The 14870-nt window shown below is 62.8% G+C and carries 18 protein-coding genes; 11 read left to right on the top strand and 7 right to left on the bottom strand.

The features are described from left to right. Positions 1-7: 7 nt before the first annotated feature. From CKW35_RS23345 to nrdR, 3 genes are read right to left on the bottom strand one after another with little or no spacing between them, the layout of a single operon-like run. Complete coding sequence (locus CKW35_RS23345; RefSeq protein WP_016484696.1) at positions 8-673, bottom strand: riboflavin synthase; 666 nt, start codon at positions 671-673, stop codon at positions 8-10. 42 nt (positions 674-715) lie between these two features. After that, positions 716-1846 (bottom strand): bifunctional diaminohydroxyphosphoribosylaminopyrimidine deaminase/5-amino-6-(5-phosphoribosylamino)uracil reductase RibD, encoded by a 1131-nt coding sequence (ribD, locus tag CKW35_RS23340; protein ID WP_016484695.1) that lies wholly within the window; start codon positions 1844-1846, stop codon positions 716-718. 2 nt (positions 1847-1848) lie between these two features. Continuing rightward, a complete protein-coding gene (gene nrdR, locus CKW35_RS23335) occupies positions 1849-2313 on the bottom strand; it encodes a transcriptional regulator NrdR (protein ID WP_003255402.1) in 465 nt (154 codons plus the stop codon). A 106-nt stretch (positions 2314-2419) separates the two neighbouring features. Here nrdR and CKW35_RS23330 point away from each other — a divergent pair, with 106 nt between their 5' ends. The 3 genes from CKW35_RS23330 to trxA are packed head-to-tail and all read left to right on the top strand — an operon-like array spanning position 2420 to position 4436. After that, complete coding sequence (locus CKW35_RS23330) at positions 2420-2872, top strand: YbaY family lipoprotein (RefSeq protein WP_016484694.1); 453 nt, start codon at positions 2420-2422, stop codon at positions 2870-2872. Then, on the top strand, positions 2873-3532 hold the full coding sequence (locus CKW35_RS23325; RefSeq protein WP_016484693.1) for a methyltransferase: 660 nt from the start codon (positions 2873-2875) through the stop codon (positions 3530-3532). It abuts the gene before it with no gap. A gap of 31 nt (positions 3533-3563) precedes the next feature. Beyond that, positions 3564-4436 carry a thioredoxin gene (gene trxA, locus CKW35_RS23320; RefSeq protein WP_016484692.1) on the top strand — a complete coding sequence of 291 codons (873 nt, stop codon included), beginning with the start codon at positions 3564-3566 and terminating at the stop codon, positions 4434-4436. 135 nt (positions 4437-4571) lie between these two features. Here trxA and CKW35_RS23315 read toward each other — a convergent pair whose 3' ends face one another. Next, positions 4572-4916, bottom strand: a complete 345-nt coding sequence (locus CKW35_RS23315; RefSeq protein WP_016484691.1) for a hypothetical protein — start codon at positions 4914-4916, stop codon at positions 4572-4574. Between the two features lie 130 nt (positions 4917-5046). On the opposite strand from CKW35_RS23315, the gene CKW35_RS23310 reads away from it, so the two are divergent. From CKW35_RS23310 to CKW35_RS23290, 5 genes are all read left to right on the top strand, one after another. Next, on the top strand, positions 5047-5628 hold the full coding sequence (locus CKW35_RS23310; protein WP_016484690.1) for a DUF2796 domain-containing protein: 582 nt from the start codon (positions 5047-5049) through the stop codon (positions 5626-5628). After that, entirely contained in the window at positions 5629-6339 is a 711-nt protein-coding gene (locus CKW35_RS23305) for an ABC transporter ATP-binding protein (RefSeq protein ID WP_016484689.1), read from the top strand. Further along, positions 6339-7604 (top strand): ABC transporter permease, encoded by a 1266-nt coding sequence (locus CKW35_RS23300; protein WP_023047570.1) that lies wholly within the window; start codon positions 6339-6341, stop codon positions 7602-7604. The genes CKW35_RS23305 and CKW35_RS23300 overlap by 1 nt, the downstream gene beginning before the upstream one ends. A 126-nt stretch (positions 7605-7730) precedes the next feature. Then, the gene (locus CKW35_RS23295; RefSeq protein WP_095116981.1) at positions 7731-8243 is read left to right on the top strand and encodes a DUF3299 domain-containing protein; all 513 of its coding nucleotides are present in this window, start codon (positions 7731-7733) and stop codon (positions 8241-8243) included. A gap of 109 nt (positions 8244-8352) precedes the next feature. After that, entirely contained in the window at positions 8353-9036 is a 684-nt protein-coding gene (locus CKW35_RS23290; protein WP_014589498.1) for an OmpW family protein, read from the top strand. On the opposite strand, the gene CKW35_RS23285 is transcribed toward CKW35_RS23290, so the two are convergent. Beyond that, the gene (locus CKW35_RS23285) at positions 9024-10229 is read right to left on the bottom strand and encodes an MFS transporter (protein WP_095117021.1); all 1206 of its coding nucleotides are present in this window, start codon (positions 10227-10229) and stop codon (positions 9024-9026) included. The two genes, CKW35_RS23290 and CKW35_RS23285, sit on opposite strands and share 13 nt — an antisense overlap. Positions 10230-10331: 102 nt before the next feature. Here CKW35_RS23285 and CKW35_RS23280 point away from each other — a divergent pair, with 102 nt between their 5' ends. Beyond that, positions 10332-10775, top strand: a complete 444-nt coding sequence (locus tag CKW35_RS23280; RefSeq protein ID WP_060519279.1) for a helix-turn-helix domain-containing protein — start codon at positions 10332-10334, stop codon at positions 10773-10775. Positions 10776-10906: 131 nt separating this feature from the next. Here the strand turns inward: CKW35_RS23280 and CKW35_RS23275 are convergent, their stop codons facing one another. Next, positions 10907-11839, bottom strand: a complete 933-nt coding sequence (locus CKW35_RS23275; protein WP_060519281.1) for an NAD-dependent epimerase/dehydratase family protein — start codon at positions 11837-11839, stop codon at positions 10907-10909. Beyond that, positions 11832-12716, bottom strand: a complete 885-nt coding sequence (locus tag CKW35_RS23270) for a sugar nucleotide-binding protein (RefSeq protein ID WP_024717608.1) — start codon at positions 12714-12716, stop codon at positions 11832-11834. Before CKW35_RS23270 ends, CKW35_RS23275 begins: the two co-directional genes overlap by 8 nt. Positions 12717-12954: 238 nt before the next feature. On the opposite strand from CKW35_RS23270, the gene CKW35_RS23265 reads away from it, so the two are divergent. Next, positions 12955-14016 (top strand): hypothetical protein, encoded by a 1062-nt coding sequence (locus CKW35_RS23265; RefSeq protein WP_095116979.1) that lies wholly within the window; start codon positions 12955-12957, stop codon positions 14014-14016. Between the two features lie 16 nt (positions 14017-14032). Continuing rightward, positions 14033-14827, top strand: coding sequence for a TSUP family transporter (locus CKW35_RS23260; protein WP_024717609.1), 795 nt, complete (start codon positions 14033-14035; stop codon positions 14825-14827). The last annotated feature ends 43 nt before the right edge of the window (positions 14828-14870 follow it).

The following is a 14870-nucleotide window of genomic DNA, read 5'->3' as shown; positions in this document are numbered from 1 at the left end:
TTCTCAATCAGGATTTCAAGAAGCCGTTGGCGGCCAGGAAGCTTTCGGTAATGCCACTGCCCTTGCTCGGTTCGGCAGCCTTGTCACCCAGCAGCAAGCGCTCCAGGTAACGGGCCAGCAGGTCGACCTCAAGGTTTACCCGACGCCCTGCGCGGTAGTCGGCCATGATGGTTTCGGACAGGGTGTGCGGGACAATGGTCAGCTCGAACTCGGCGCCATTGACCTCATTGACCGTCAGGCTGGTGCCGTCGACGGTGATCGAACCCTTGTGGGCGATGTACTTGGCCAGCTCCTTGGGTGCACGCACACGGAACTGGATGGCGCGGGCGTTATCGCTGCGCGAGATGATTTCGCCGACGCCGTCGACATGGCCGCTGACCAGGTGCCCGCCCAGACGGGTGGTGGGGGTCAGGGCCTTTTCCAGGTTGACCTTGCTGCCGCTCTTGAGGTCGATGAATGCGGTGCGTTTGAGGGTTTCGACGCTGACATCGGCCCAGAAGCCATTGCCCGGCAGTTCGACGGCGGTCAGGCACACACCGTTGACGGCGATGCTGTCGCCGAGCTTGACGTCGCCCAGGTCAAGCTTGCCGGTGTCGACGTGGACGCGCACATCCCCCCCCTTGGGGGTGAGGCTGCGGATGGTGCCGATGGATTCGATGATGCCGGTGAACATGGGGTCTTCCTCAAAAACGGTTTGCACGGGGCAAGCCCGGCATTATACGCCGGGCGCCGGCAGGGGGATGGCCGTGACCCGCCAGTCATCGCCCACTGCGCGCATTTCGGTAATTTTCAATCGCGGCGCTTCGCTCATCTTGTCCAGCGGCCACTCCAGCAATGGGCGGGCGTCGGAGCCGAGGAAGGTGCCAGCGACGAACAGCTGATACTCGTCGACCAGGCCTTGGCGGGCAAAGGCGCCGACCAGGCCGGCACCGGCTTCCAGCAGGATTTCGTTGACGCCGCGGGCGGCCAGGGCCTGCAACAGCGCCGCAAGGTCGACCTGGCCATTGTCGCCCGGCAAGCTGAGCAGTTCGTGGCCGGCAGCGGCATAGCGCGGGTCATCTGCGACAGCGGTCACCACCAGTGCCGGGCCGGCCAGGAAGAACGGCGCAGCCAGTGGCAGGCGCAGGCGGCCATCGACCAGCACTCGCAGCGGGGTGCGGCTGAGTGCCAAGGCGGTGGTTTCGGCGTCCAGGCCCAGCTCGGCGCCACGTACGGTCATGCGCGCATTGTCGGCCAGCACACTGGCAGCGCTGGTCAGCACCACGCTGGCACGGGCACGCAGGCGCTGCACCGCCGAACGGGCAGCGGGGCCGGTGATCCACTGGCTTTCGCCGCTGGCCATCGCGGTGCGGCCATCCAGGCTCATGGCCAGCTTGGCGCGCACGAACGGCAGGCCGTGTTCCATGCGCTTGAGAAAGCCTGGGTTGAGCGCGCGGGCCTCGGCTTCGAGCACGCCACTGGCCACTTCGATGCCAGCCTCGGCCAGGCGCCGCAGGCCCTGCCCCGCCACTTGCGGGTTAGGGTCCTGCATGGCTGCCACCACCCGCGCTACGCCAGCCTTCACCAGTGCTTCGGCGCACGGCGGCGTGCGGCCATGGTGGCTGCACGGCTCGAGGGTAACGTATGCACAGGCGCCACGGGCACGCTCACCGGCCTGGCGCAGGGCATGCACCTCGGCATGTGGCTCGCCAGCACGCACATGCCAGCCTTCGCCCACCACTTCGCCATCGCGTACGATCACGCAACCTACGCGCGGGTTGGGGTGGGTGGTGTACACGCCCTTACGCGCCAGCTGCAGCGCGCGGGCCATGTAGTGGGCGTCAAGGATGGCGGCTTGGCTGGGCATGTTCACTCTTTAGCCGGCTCACGGGCCAGGCGGTCGATTTCTTCGCGGAACTCGTCGAGGTCCTGGAAGCGTCGGTACACCGAGGCAAAGCGGATATAGGCCACCTCGTCGAGCTTGCGCAGCTCGGCCATGACCATTTCTCCCACCACCAGCGATTTGACTTCGCGCTCGCCAGTGGCACGCAAGCGGCTTTTGATGTGCGCCAGCGCCGCTTCCAGGCGCTCGACGCTGACCGGGCGCTTTTCCAGCGCCCGCTGCATGCCGGCGCGCAGCTTTTCTTCGTCGAAAGGCTGGCGCGTGCCGTCCTGCTTGATCAGCCGGGGCAGCACCAGTTCGGCGGTTTCGAAGGTGGTGAAGCGCTCGCCACAGGCCACGCATTCGCGGCGGCGGCGCACCTGCTCGCCCTCGGCAACGAGGCGAGAGTCAATGACCTTGGTGTCGTTGGCACCGCAAAAGGGACAGTGCATGGTGGCAGGCAACAAAAAAAGGGAGGGCCATGGTAGCGCATTGCACTGGCAAGACAAGCCAAAGGGGTTAACATCCATGGGAAATCTGCCCGTGAAGGACGACCCCATGCACTACCGAGCGCTCGTTGTGCTGTGCTGCGCCGCCCTGCTCGCTGCCTGCGGCAGCGACAGGCCGAAAACCGATACGCCCCCGGCGCCCACGCCAACCCGCTCGGCCAAACCGGCCGAAGTACTGGGACCGCTGCCGGCCTACCAGCGCGAACTGAGCGGCACCTTGCTGGAAATCCCGGCAGGTGCCGACGTGGAACTGGCCTTGCTGGTCATCGACGAACGCGACCGCCCGCAACGCCTGCTGGCCAGCAGCAACCTGACCGGCACCGGCCAGGCCCTGCCCTACCACCTGCGCTTCAACCCCGAAGCGTTCCCGGCCGGCGCGCGGGTCGAGCTGCGTGGCCGCGCCAGCAGCTCCGGCCAGTTGATCATGCACCTGCCACCGGTGCGTATCAGCCAGGCCCAAACCCAAGCCACCGGCCCGCTGCGTTTCGAGAAGGCGCCGTAAGTGGCACCCGTGGCCCTGCAACAGGCCCTCAGCGGCCTGATCGGCGAAGCGCGCCTGATCGTCAGCGAGCTGCCCGGCTGTGACCTGAAGCTGTGGTTGATCGACGACCAGAACATGGACCGCGCCTTCAGCAGCGAAGAAACCCGGCGCATCCTTGAAGAGCCGCCCTACTGGAGTTTTTGCTGGGCCAGTGGCCTGGCCATGGCCCGCTACCTGGCCGAGCGCCCGGAGTGGGTGGCCGGCAAGCGCGTGCTGGACTTTGGTGCCGGCTCAGGTATCGCCGGTATTGCCGCCGCGCGCGCCGGTGCATTGGAAGTGGTGGCCTGCGACCTCGACCCGCTGGCCCTCGATGCCTGCCGCGCCAATGCCGCGCTGAATGGGGTCGAGCTTAATTACAGCAGTGACTTTTTTGCCGAGGACGACCGCTTCGACCTGATCCTGGTCGCCGATGTGCTGTACGACCGCGCCAACCTGCCGCTGCTGGACGCCTTCCTCGGCCGCGGCCGCCAAGCGCTGGTGGCCGACTCGCGCGTACGCAACTTCTGCCACCCGCTGTACCAACAGCTGGGCGTGCTCGAAGCGCTGACCCTGCCGGACCTGGCCGAGCCACACGAATTCCGCAGGGTCAGCCTGTACCACGCCAGCCGCGACGCCTTATAGTGGTGCCATTCACGAGTTTGCGAGAGTCGCGATGACCCAAGACACGCCTTACATTTTCGACGCTACCGATGCCACCTTCCAGCAACTGGTAATCGAGAACTCCTTCCACAAGCCGGTGCTGGTGGACTTCTGGGCCGAGTGGTGCGCGCCCTGCAAGGCACTGATGCCGTTGCTGGCCAAGATCGCCGAGGGTTACCAGGGCGAGCTGCTGCTGGCCAAGATCAACTGCGACGTGGAGCAACAGGTGGTTGCCCAGTTCGGCATTCGCAGCCTGCCGACCGTCGTGCTGTTCAAGGACGGCCAGCCGGTGGACGGTTTTGCCGGGGCTCAGCCGGAATCGGCGATTCGCGCCATGCTCGAGCCGCACGTGCAGATGCCCGCTGCACCCGTCGCTTCGCCACTGGAGCAGGCCAAGGCGCTGTTTGCCGAAAGCCGCTTTGCCGAAGCCGAAGCGTTGCTGCAGGCACTGCTGGGTGAGGACAACAGCAACGCCGAGGCGCTGATCCTGTACGCCCGCTGCCTGGCCGAACGTGGCGAGCTGGGCGAGGCCCAGGTGGTGCTGGATGCGGTCAAGACCGACGAGCACAAGGCTGCACTGGCCGGGGCCAAGGCCCAGCTGACCTTCCTGCGCCAGGCCGCCAGCCTGCCAGAAGTGGCAGACCTGAAAAGCCGCCTGGCGCAGAATCCGCAGGATGACGAGGCGGCCTATCAGCTGAGCATTCAGCAGCTGGCGCGCCAGCAGTACGAAGCGGCGCTGGATGGGCTGCTGAAGCTGTTCCAGCGTAACCGTGGCTACGAGAACGGGCTGCCGCAGAAGGCGTTGCTGCAGGTGTTCGAGCTGCTGGGGGGGGATCATCCGCTGGTTGGCGTTTATCGCCGCAAGCTGTCGGCGGCGATGTTCTGACCTGATGGCATTTGCGAGGGCTTCGCCCTCGTTCGCGGGCATGCCCGCTCCCACAGGTGTGCACAGCTCCCAAGTGCGGTGAAATCCTGTGGGGGCGGGCGCGCCCGCGAAGAGGCCAGAACAGGCAATACCAATTCACCCAACCCAGTGATAGACCGGCGCATCCACGCCACTTTCCACCTTCACCTCACTGCTGTGCCGCAAGCGCACCAGCAGCCGTTTGCCTGCCGCCGTGCTTCCCGCCAGCCCTTCCAGCCGGTCCAGCAACTCCGGCCCGCTCATCTGCCCGGCAAGGCGCAACACATCACGCGCGGCGGTCCATTGCCCGTCATCCTGGCGCGGTGCCGCCACTGTAGGCGTCGCAGCACCTTGAACCACTGCAGGCACCTCGATTTGCTTACCCAGTTGCGCCCACTCTTCAGGCGCCAGCTCGATGGTCAGGTCCACCGGCCAGTCACCAATCTGTCCACGAATTCTCATGATGCGTTCCTTGAGCCCAAGTCAATGCAGCCATGCTACCGCAACATGAAACCTTAGCCACGCAGGCTGGCGGCGCGCAGAAAAGTTGTTATAACATAACTCAATCTTCCAGCCCGCTCCGGAGTCGTCCATGCGTCGCCTGCTGCTCGCCCTGCCCTTCGCCTTGCTGCCACTGGCCGTGGCCCATGCCCACGATGACCATGATCATGATCATGATCACGCCCATGGTACGCTCGGCGCCCACGAGCATGGCGTGGCCAAGCTCAACGTCGTGCTCGATGGCAACACCCTTGAGCTGGAGCTGGACAGCCCGGCGATGAACCTGGTGGGCTTCGAGCATGCCGCAAGCAGTGATGCCGACAAGGCCAAGGTCGCTGCCGTGCACCAGCAACTCGAACAACCCCTCAAGCTGTTCGGCCTTTCTGCAGCAGCACACTGCAAGGAAGAACAGCAGGAACTGGAAAGCCCGTTGTTCGGTGACGCCGCGAAAGCTGACGACGATGACGATGAACACGCGCATGGCCACCCGCACAGCGACATCGGCGCCCATTACCAACTGACCTGCGCCAACCCCGAAAAACTCACACAGTTCGACCTGACGCCCCTGTTCAAGGCCTTCCCGGCCACCCAGAAAATCAACGTGCAACTGATCGGCCCCAACGGCCAGAAAGGCGTGGAAACCACGCCTGCCAAGGCAGTGGTCGCCTTCTGAATGAACCAGCCGCTGATCGAACTGCATGACCTGGTGTTCGCCTGGCCAGGTCAGCCGCCGCTGCTGGCTATTCCGGCATTCCACCTGGACGCGGGTGAAGCCCTGTTTCTCAAGGGCCCCAGCGGCAGTGGCAAAACCACTTTGCTGGGCCTGTTGGGCGGGGTGAACGTGCCGGCGCAGGGCAGCATCCAGTTGCTCGGGCAGGACCTCGGCAAGCTGGGCCAGGGTGCCCGTGACCGCTTTCGGGTCGATCACACGGGCTACATTTTCCAGCAGTTCAACTTGCTGCCATTCCTCTCGGTACGTGAGAACGTCGAGCTGCCCTGCCGCTTCTCGCGCAGCCGCAAGGCACGCGCCGAGCAGCGCCACGGCAGTGTCGACCAGGCCGCAAGCACGCTGCTCGCCCACCTGGGCCTGGACGACCCGGCCCTGCTCGCCCGCCGCGCCGACAGCCTGTCGATCGGCCAGCAGCAGCGCGTCGCCGCTGCCCGCGCCCTGATCGGTCAGCCGGAGCTGGTGATTGCCGACGAACCGACCTCGGCGCTGGATGCTGACACACGCGAAGCGTTCATCCGCCTGCTGTTCGATGAGTGTCGCGCTGCCGGCACCAGCTTGCTGTTCGTCAGCCACGACCAGAGCCTGGCGCCCCTGTTCGACCGTCACCTTTCCCTGGCCGACCTCAACCGCGCCGCCAAGCCCCGGGAGGCCTGATGTACCTGCTCCGCCTTGCCCTGGCCAGCCTGGCCAACCGCCGCTTCACCGCCTTTCTCACCGCCTTTGCCATCGCCCTTTCGGTGTGCCTGCTGTTGGCCGTGGAGCGCGTTCGCACCGAAGCTCGCGCCAGCTTCGCCAGCACCATCAGCGGCACCGACCTGATCGTCGGCGCCCGTTCCGGTTCGGTGAACCTGCTGCTGTATTCGGTGTTTCGCATTGGCAACGCGACCAACAACATCCGCTGGGAAAGCTTCCAGCACTATGCGCAGGACCCGCGAGTGAAATGGGCGATCCCGATCTCGCTGGGCGATTCGCACCGCGGCTACCGAGTGATGGGCACCACGACGGATTACTTCAGCCATTACCAGTACGGCCGCCGCCAGCATCTGGAACTGAGCCAGGGGCGTGAGTTCGCCAGCGACCCGTTCGAGGTGGTGCTCGGCGCTGAAGTGGCCGAGGCGTTGCACTACAAGCTGGGTGACAAGCTGGTGCTGGCCCACGGCGTGGCCGCCATCAGCCTGGTCAAGCATGATGACAAGCCATTCACCGTGGTCGGTGTGCTCAAGCGCACCGGCACACCGGTCGACCGCACCCTGCATATCAGCCTGGGCGGTATGCAGGCCATCCATATCGACTGGCACAACGGCGTACCCGCCCGTGGCGCTGGGCGCATCAGCGCCGAGCAGGCACGCACGATGGACCTGCAACCCGCAGCCATTACCGCGTTCATGCTGGGCCTTAACAACAAGATCGCGACTTTCAGCCTGCAGCGCGAGATCAACGAGTACCGCAGCGAGCCGTTGCTGGCAATCCTCCCGGGCGTGGCCCTACAGGAGCTATGGAGCCTGATGGGCACGGCGGAACAAGCGTTGTTCGTGGTCTCGCTGTTCGTGGTGCTGACCGGCTTGATCGGCATGCTCACGGCAATTCTCACCAGCCTCAACGAGCGCCGCCGGGAGATGGCGATCTTGCGGTCGGTCGGGGCCAGGCCGTGGCATATCGCGGGGCTGCTGGTACTGGAAGCGCTGTCACTGGCAGCGGTCGGGATCGTGGCCGGTCTTGGCTTGCTGTATGCGGGGATTGCCCTGGCGCAGGGGTACGTGCAGGCCAACTATGGTTTGTATCTGCCACTGGCCTTGCCGAGCGCACATGAATGGACCTTGCTGGCTATCATCCTGGGGGCGGCGTTGCTGATGGGCAGCGTGCCGGCGTGGCGGGCTTATCGGCAGTCGCTGGCCGATGGCCTGTCCATACACCTCTGAGTGCGCGTAATGATCAGACACCTCACCGCCTGCTTCGCGGGCACGCCCGCTCCCACAGGGTTCTCCACTAGCCTCAGGCCTTGTAGAGGACCTGTGGGAGCAGGCATGCCCGCGAAGAGGCCGGCCATGCGCATGCTGCTGGCCCTGCTGTTGCTGGTGGCGATGCCTCTTTGGGCCGCCGAACCCAAGGAGCTGGACTGGCCCGCCCTGATCCCCGAAGGCGCCCCAGTCATCCCGCCACAACTGGCGCCGCTGCACGACATGTCACAGCTCAGCAACGCCCTGGCTGCCGAATCTGCCCCGCCCGCGCGTCAGCAGGCCCCCGACGCCCCGGTGGTGAAAAGCCTCGACGGCCAACAGGTCAAGCTGCCTGGCTACATCGTGCCACTGGAGGTCAGCGAAGAAGGCCGCACCACCGAATTCCTGCTGGTCCCTTATTACGGTGCGTGCATCCATGTGCCGCCGCCACCGTCGAATCAGATCGTGCACATTTTCAGCGAGATGGGCGTGCGTGTCGAAGACCTCTACCAGCCCTACTGGATCGAGGGAAAGCTCCAGGTTAGAGCCTCCAGCAGCGAACTGGCCGACGCCGGCTATCAGATGGAAGCCGAGAAAATCTATGTTTATGAGCTGAGATGAGAACTGTTTCGAATTCGTGAAGACGCTTCTTTGAGCTGGGTCAAACTTTCTGTTTAACCACCTCCGTACCATTGGACTACTCGATTAATAACGTCCTTTGGGAGCTTCCATGAACAAGTCCTTGCTCGGCGCCTCGCTTGTGGCCCTTGCGCTCGCCGCCCCTGCCGCCCACGCCTATCAGGCGGGGGACATGATCTTGCGCGCAGGCGCAATCACCACTGCCCCGAACGAGAGCAGCGGCGACCTGAAGTTCGACGGCAACAAAGTGTCGGGCACTAAAGCGACCCTGGACAGCGACACCCAGCTGGGCCTGACCTTTGCCTACATGCTCACCGACCACATCGGCCTGGAACTGCTGGCAGCCACCCCGTTCAAGCACACCGTCGGCGTAAAAGGCCTGGGCGGCGGGCTGGACGGCAAACTGGCCGACATCAAGCAACTGCCACCGACCCTGTCGCTGCAGTACTACCCAATGGAGCCGAATTCGCGCTTCCAGCCGTACGCCGGCGTGGGTATCAACTACACCCTGTTCTTTGACGAAGACCTGAGCAGCGCACGCAAGCAACAAGGCTTCAGCAACCTCAAGCTGCAGGATTCGGTAGGTATCGCCGGCCAACTGGGTATGGATTACATGCTGACCGACAACCTGCTGGTCAACGCCTCGGTCTGGTATGTCGACATCGACACCAAGGCCAGCGTCAACGGCCCGACCGCGCTGGGTTACAGCAAGACCAAGGTCGACGTCGACGTCGACCCGTGGGTGTACATGGTCGGCCTTGGCTACAAGTTCTGACCTGAACACTGCAGGGCGGCTTCGGCCGCCCTCGCGCGTTGCAACCAGAGCCAGTAGCCCAGCGCTGCCGCACTGAAGGCCATGCCAAGCCCACACACCGCAGCCCACCCCCAATGGGCATGCACCCAACTCGCAAGCACCGCCCCCAGCCCGCTGCCAAGCGAATAGCAGCACATGTAGGCACCGATCAAGCGGCTGGCCATCGCGCCGCGCCCTGCCAGTAACAGGCTCTGGTTGGTGACATGCACCGCCTGCACGGCAAAGTCCAGCATCAGCACGCCTAGCACAAAGGCTATCAGGGACTGCCCGACAAAAGCGGTGGGCAACCACGACAGCGTCAGCAGCGCCAGCGCCAACCCGGTGGTGCGCTCTCCCAGCCCCCTGTCGGCCAAGCGACCGGCGCGCGCTGCCGCCAGAGTACCTGCAACACCTGCCAGGCCGAACAGGCCAATTTCGGTATGGCTCATAGCCAATGGCGCAGCACTGAGGGGCATGACCATGGCGCTCCACAGCACGCTGAACGCGGCAAAGATCAATACCCCAAACACCCCGCGCTGGCGCAGCAGCGTGTCTTCCCGATACAAACGGAACTGGGACACGAGCATCGCCCGGTAGCCAGGCCGGTGCATCAACGGCTGCCTGCTGGGCAGGCTGCGCCACAGCACCACGGCCAGTAACATCAGCAGCCCTGCGGCAACCAGATAAACACTTCGCCAACCGGCCAGGTCGGCTAGCCCGCCCGCCACCAGCCGTGCCAACAGAATCCCCAGCACAATGCCACTGGTGACGGTGCCCACGGCCTGCCCTTGCTCGCCAGGCGAGGCGAGGCTGGCCGCATGCGCCACCATTACCTGGACCATGACGGCCATCAGCCCGGTAATGGCCAAGGCCAGCAGTAACATCGCCCAGTTCGGCGCCATGCCCACGCCGACCAGCGCCAGCGCCGAGAACAACAACTGCCCGAGCAACAGGCGCTTGCGATCGACCAAGTCCCCCAGAGGCACGATCAGCAGTAGCCCGAGGGCGTAGCCTGCCTGGGTCGCGCCGACCGCCCAGCCAATCTGCTGCTGCGCCACCCCCAGGTCGGCAGCCATCGACTCGAGCAGAGGCTGGGCGAAGTAAATCGTCGCCACCGCCATGGCGCTGGTGGTGGCAAGCAACAGGAATATCCAGCGTGTCAGCGAAGGTGTCATAAGGCCGGCCTCGTCCATCTGGTTTCGATTTGAAACCACATACTGGCTATTTAGCAAATGTGGTTTTAATCTGCAACCAGATAATCAACACAGGTTTGACCCATGCTCGATGAAAACAATGCGCAGTGCCCCGTAGCCCGTGCTCTGGAGGTGCTTGGTGATCGCTGGGCACTGATGATCCTGCGCGATGCCTTTGACGGCCTGCGGCGGTTCAGTGAGTTTCAGAAGAACCTGGGGCTGGCGAAGAACATCCTCGCCTCACGGCTCAAGCTGCTGGTGGAAAGCGGGTTGCTGATGACACAGCCGGCATCGGATGGCAGTGCCTACAAGGAATATGTGCTGACCGAAAAAGGGCTGTCGGTGTTTCCGGTGGTGGTTGGCTTGAGGCAGTGGGGGGAGCGATACCTATTTGAAGCGGGGGAAGCGCGTTCTGAATTGGTGGAGGGTGTTACGGGGCGGGCGCTTGAGACTTTGCAGGTGCGGGCTTTGGATGGGCGAGTACTCGGGGCCGAGGATTGCCTGCGCAGGGTTGTGCGGCATGGGTGATTTTTGGGGCTGCTGCGCAGCCCATCGCGACACAAGGCCGCTCCCACACTGAGCGCAAGTCAATTGGCTGCACGCTGTCCCTGTGGGAGCGGCCTTGCGTCGCGAAAGGGGCGCAAAGCGCCCCCAGGGGCTCAGTGTTTACCGAGAAGCTTGGCCAGGCCCTCGACCATCGGCGTCGCCTGCGGAAACTCGAACCGCGCCAGCAACCGCTGGTTATCCGCCCGCGAATGGCGAATGTCACCGGGACGCGCCGCCACATGCGTAATCGCCGGCAAGCTGCCCACCACCTTCTCAAGCGCCACCAGCAACTGGTTCAGCGAGGTAGCCTGGTTGAGGCCGATGTTCACCGCCCCCTCCTCGACCTGCGGCTGCTCCAGCGCCTGCACCATCACCTGCACCAGGTCGCCCACGTAGAGGAAGTCGCGGGTCTGCTCGCCATCGCCGAAGATGGTGATCGGCAAGCCCTGCACTGCGCGCTCGCAGAAGATGCTGATTACCCCGGAATACGGTGAGGACGGGTCCTGGCGTGGCCCGAAAATGTTGAAGAAGCGGAACACCACCGGCTCCAGCCCATGCTGACGGCGGTAGAAGTCCAGGTACTGCTCACTGGCCAGCTTGTCCACGGCATAGGGGGTCAGCGGCGCCTTGGGCGTGTCTTCGGCAATCGACTCGCCTTCGCCATTGTTGCCGTACACCGCCGCACTGGAGGCGAACAACACCCGGCGCAGACCCTGCACGCGCATGGCTTCGCACACGTTCAGGGTGCCAATGAAGTTGCTCTGGTGGGTACGCACCGGGTCTTCGACCGAGGCCTGTACCGAGGCCACCGCCGCCAGGTGCACCACGGCACTGCAGCCTGCCGCGGCCTGCATGACCAGCCCGGCGTCGGCGACATCGCCTTCGATCAGTTCCAGACGCGGGTGGCCAACCTGCAGGTTGCTGCGCCGGCCGGTGGAGAAGTCGTCGAGAATGCGTACGGCGTAGCCTTTGTCCAACAACGCATCGCACAGGTGGGAGCCAATGAAGCCGGCACCGCCGGTGATCAGGATGGGGGCGTCAGCCATGGCGGTAGAACCGGTCCAGTAGAGGCGGCAGGCCGGCGCGCCAGGCGCGCGGCTTGATGCCGAAGGTATGAAGGATTTTCTTGCAGGCCAGTACAGCGTTCTGCGGCTCTTCGCTGGCATCCGGCCGTGCGGCATGGGCCTGCGGTGTCGGCGCCTGCACCGCCAGCTGGCGGTGTTGGCCTGCTTCGGTAAGAATCGCCTGGCCCAGCGCCAGCGGCGTGGTCGCCTCGTTGCCGGCGTAATGGTAAGTGCCCCACAGCGGCGCACTGCAATCGAGTTGCTTGAGCACCGACAGAATCACCCGTGCGGCATCGTCGACCGGTGTCGGGTTGCCACGCCGGTCATCGGCCAGCAGCAGCTCCTGCGGTTGCTCGGCACGGGTCAGGAAGCGGCCCAGCGAGCCGTCGATGCTCTCGTCGAGCAACCAGCCGAAGCGCAGCAGTACGTGCTGCGGACAGGTCGCGCGCACACTCTGCTCGATGCGCCACAAGGCCTGGCCACGCAGGCCCAGCGGCACGGGCTCGTCCTTTTCGCTGTAGGCCGTTGCCCGCGAACCATCGAATACCCGGTAGCTGGAAGGTTGCACCAGGGTGATCTGGTGGTGCTGGCACAGCTCTGCCAGCCGCTCCACTGCCCGCTCCTGTTGAGCCAGGCGTTGCTCGCTGACCGACTCGGCCTGGAACCAGTCGAAGTAATAGGCCAGGTTGACCAAGGCGTCGGGGCGGTGATCGTCGAGCAACTGAGTGAGGTTGGCCGGCGTCCAGCCATTCTCGGGAGGGCGCGGCGCCAGGAAAGCAATGTCCTCCTCGGCCCCAAGACGAATCAGCGCTTGCCCGAGGGCATTGCCACCACCCAACAGCATTAGGCGCATACGCATAGAGTCAGCAGATCCGAGAGGTTGATGAAGGAAAGGGGTCATTTTGCGGTTTCCGGGCGGGGAAGTCCAACCCTGAGGCTGACAGCACTACCCACCCAAGACGATTCCTACCACACCCATAGACATTCCCTACAGCTCGCAAGGGCTCCACCTTACATCATCGGTAAAAGGTCTCTGGCTAAATAGTCTCCGCCCTAACAAGAAGAGTCACCTTTACCTACATACAAGGAGAATAAAAATGGAAGGGGTAAACGCTAAGGCCGGAACCGAGATCCTTCATCTCACATTTAGTAAAATGCAAGCCAGCATACTTGATCACGGCTCACGACAAACTGCCGCTGTCGGCGGCCCAGATGTCGCGGGAGCTGCTGCCCTATCTGCCTGTCAGGCAAAAATCTTGAAGAATTCACTGGATGACGCACAGCTTGCTTTGCTAGAAATATTTGCCTCCGGAAAAGCAGCAGCACTTGAATTCGCTGCAATGAAAGTTCCTAACGTGGGCCCTGTACCGAGCGAGCTGGCAGACATTGATATTTTGAAGATCGATCCGGTTACCGTCTATATGGCCTCACGAAACCAGATTCTTTTGAGCCTTGTCGACTACCGCTCATTCGCTTTTGATATCGACAATGGCGGTATGCAAGTACGGCTTGTTGGAAATTTCAAAGGTGGCGGAGTGCGATTGCTACCGAATGAACTCAACCTGCATCAAGCCGAACTGAGCTCCCATGCAGGCGTTCAACTGGGCCCACACACTGAACCTCCTTACAACTGCTCAGTTCAGTTCGAGGGTGAGCATCCCCCTGCTCCAAGCGCATTGATCCTGAGTGCAAGATGGAATCCATTACAGGAACCGACCAAACTCATACCCGTGCGCAATGCGATCTCAAATCTCAACGGCCTTGAGGCACTGGCGCTATCTTCCAAGTCATTCTGCTTTACCCGCAGCGACTGCTTCGTGAAGGATGAGAGTCAGGCGACGATCGCAAATTCGATTCTTCAGTTCGATGTTAGAGGCGATTTCACCCTCCGATATAGCAGCTATAGGCACTCACTGCATGATGAAGCTAACCATTCGACACGACAGGCTTATCAAACATTGCGAGACTTGCTGGACAAAGAGCAACCCTACGATTTCCTGCCAAGCCCCGACTCTGCACTATTGATCAATAATTGCCAGGCACTTCACGCCCGCGACGTCATCAAGGACAACCGCAGACTGCTGGTTCGACTATTTGGGTACTCACCTGATGCCCGGCCTGTGATTTTACAACAAGACCCATTGATCGTACGCGGCTAAGGCGGGGAAAAGAAAAGTGGAGATTGAAGTTTCAATACTCTTGGCGCTGGCCTCTGTCGCCTTGCTCGCCGGTTTTTTTGATGCGATAGCAGGAGGCGGAGGATTACTCACGTTACCAGCTTTTTTCATTGCAGGTGTCGACCCATTGGCTGCAATGGCTACCAATAAATTTCAGGCCTCTTCAGCAAGTGTTTCAGCAGTGTGGGCGTTCGCCCGAAAGAGAATGATCCAGTGGCGGACTGGCTGGCCGATGGCCGCTTTGTCGTTCGCGGGGGGCGTTACAGGCGCGTTGTCGATCAGCATGCTCGATAAAGCGCTCCTCGAGTCAATTGTCCCCATCTTGCTAATTACAGTAGCCGGCTATTTTACGTTCAGCCCCAAGCTTGGTACCAAGGATCGTCGGCAGAGGATGTCGTATCTGGGCTTCACGCTGGCAGTTGCGCCAGTCATTGGTTTCTACGACGGGATCTTTGGACCAGGCACGGGTTCGTTTTTCATGGTCGCTTTCACCTTACTCTTGGGTCAGCATCTTATGCAGGCGATCTGCAACAGCAAATTGCTCAATGCATCCTGCAACCTAGGCGCCCTTTCAGTCTTTGCCTTTAGCGGCGCAATCATCTGGCCTTTAGCCCTGGCAATGGCGCTTTGTGCCATTGTTGGCGCCCAACTCGGCGCACGTTGCGCTATCTACTTCGGACCACGGCTAATCAAGCCACTGCTGATCACTGTTTGCTGCTTGATGTCCTTGAAGCTTTTACTCGATGAGGGGCGTCCGGCTGGGGAGTGGTTGCGGCAACTTAGTCTTTTCTGAACAGTCATTGAGCCGGGAGCACCGCCCCTTTCCAACAGGTGAG

Source organism: Pseudomonas sp. Irchel 3F3 (assembly GCF_900187545.1).
Lineage (GTDB): Bacteria > Pseudomonadota > Gammaproteobacteria > Pseudomonadales > Pseudomonadaceae > Aquipseudomonas > Aquipseudomonas fortuita.
The sequence above is the reverse complement of the archived record's forward strand: the minus strand, read 5'-3'. Positions and strand labels throughout refer to the sequence as shown.

Coding starts and splice junctions, on each gene's coding strand:
- CKW35_RS23345 (WP_016484696.1), bottom strand. CDS start 673: ATGTTCACCGGCATCATCGAATCCATCGGCACCATCCGCAGCCTCACC.
- ribD (WP_016484695.1), bottom strand. CDS start 1,846: ATGCCCAGCCAAGCCGCCATCCTTGACGCCCACTACATGGCCCGCGCG.
- nrdR (WP_003255402.1), bottom strand. CDS start 2,313: ATGCACTGTCCCTTTTGCGGTGCCAACGACACCAAGGTCATTGACTCT.
- CKW35_RS23330 (WP_016484694.1), top strand. CDS start 2,420: ATGCACTACCGAGCGCTCGTTGTGCTGTGCTGCGCCGCCCTGCTCGCT.
- trxA (WP_016484692.1), top strand. CDS start 3,564: ATGACCCAAGACACGCCTTACATTTTCGACGCTACCGATGCCACCTTC.
- CKW35_RS23315 (WP_016484691.1), bottom strand. CDS start 4,916: ATGAGAATTCGTGGACAGATTGGTGACTGGCCGGTGGACCTGACCATC.
- CKW35_RS23310 (WP_016484690.1), top strand. CDS start 5,047: ATGCGTCGCCTGCTGCTCGCCCTGCCCTTCGCCTTGCTGCCACTGGCC.
- CKW35_RS23305 (WP_016484689.1), top strand. CDS start 5,629: ATGAACCAGCCGCTGATCGAACTGCATGACCTGGTGTTCGCCTGGCCA.
- CKW35_RS23300 (WP_023047570.1), top strand. CDS start 6,339: ATGTACCTGCTCCGCCTTGCCCTGGCCAGCCTGGCCAACCGCCGCTTC.
- CKW35_RS23295 (WP_095116981.1), top strand. CDS start 7,731: ATGCGCATGCTGCTGGCCCTGCTGTTGCTGGTGGCGATGCCTCTTTGG.
- CKW35_RS23290 (WP_014589498.1), top strand. CDS start 8,353: ATGAACAAGTCCTTGCTCGGCGCCTCGCTTGTGGCCCTTGCGCTCGCC.
- CKW35_RS23285 (WP_095117021.1), bottom strand. CDS start 10,229: ATGACACCTTCGCTGACACGCTGGATATTCCTGTTGCTTGCCACCACC.
- CKW35_RS23280 (WP_060519279.1), top strand. CDS start 10,332: ATGCTCGATGAAAACAATGCGCAGTGCCCCGTAGCCCGTGCTCTGGAG.
- CKW35_RS23275 (WP_060519281.1), bottom strand. CDS start 11,839: ATGGCTGACGCCCCCATCCTGATCACCGGCGGTGCCGGCTTCATTGGC.
- CKW35_RS23270 (WP_024717608.1), bottom strand. CDS start 12,716: ATGCGTATGCGCCTAATGCTGTTGGGTGGTGGCAATGCCCTCGGGCAA.
- CKW35_RS23265 (WP_095116979.1), top strand. CDS start 12,955: ATGGAAGGGGTAAACGCTAAGGCCGGAACCGAGATCCTTCATCTCACA.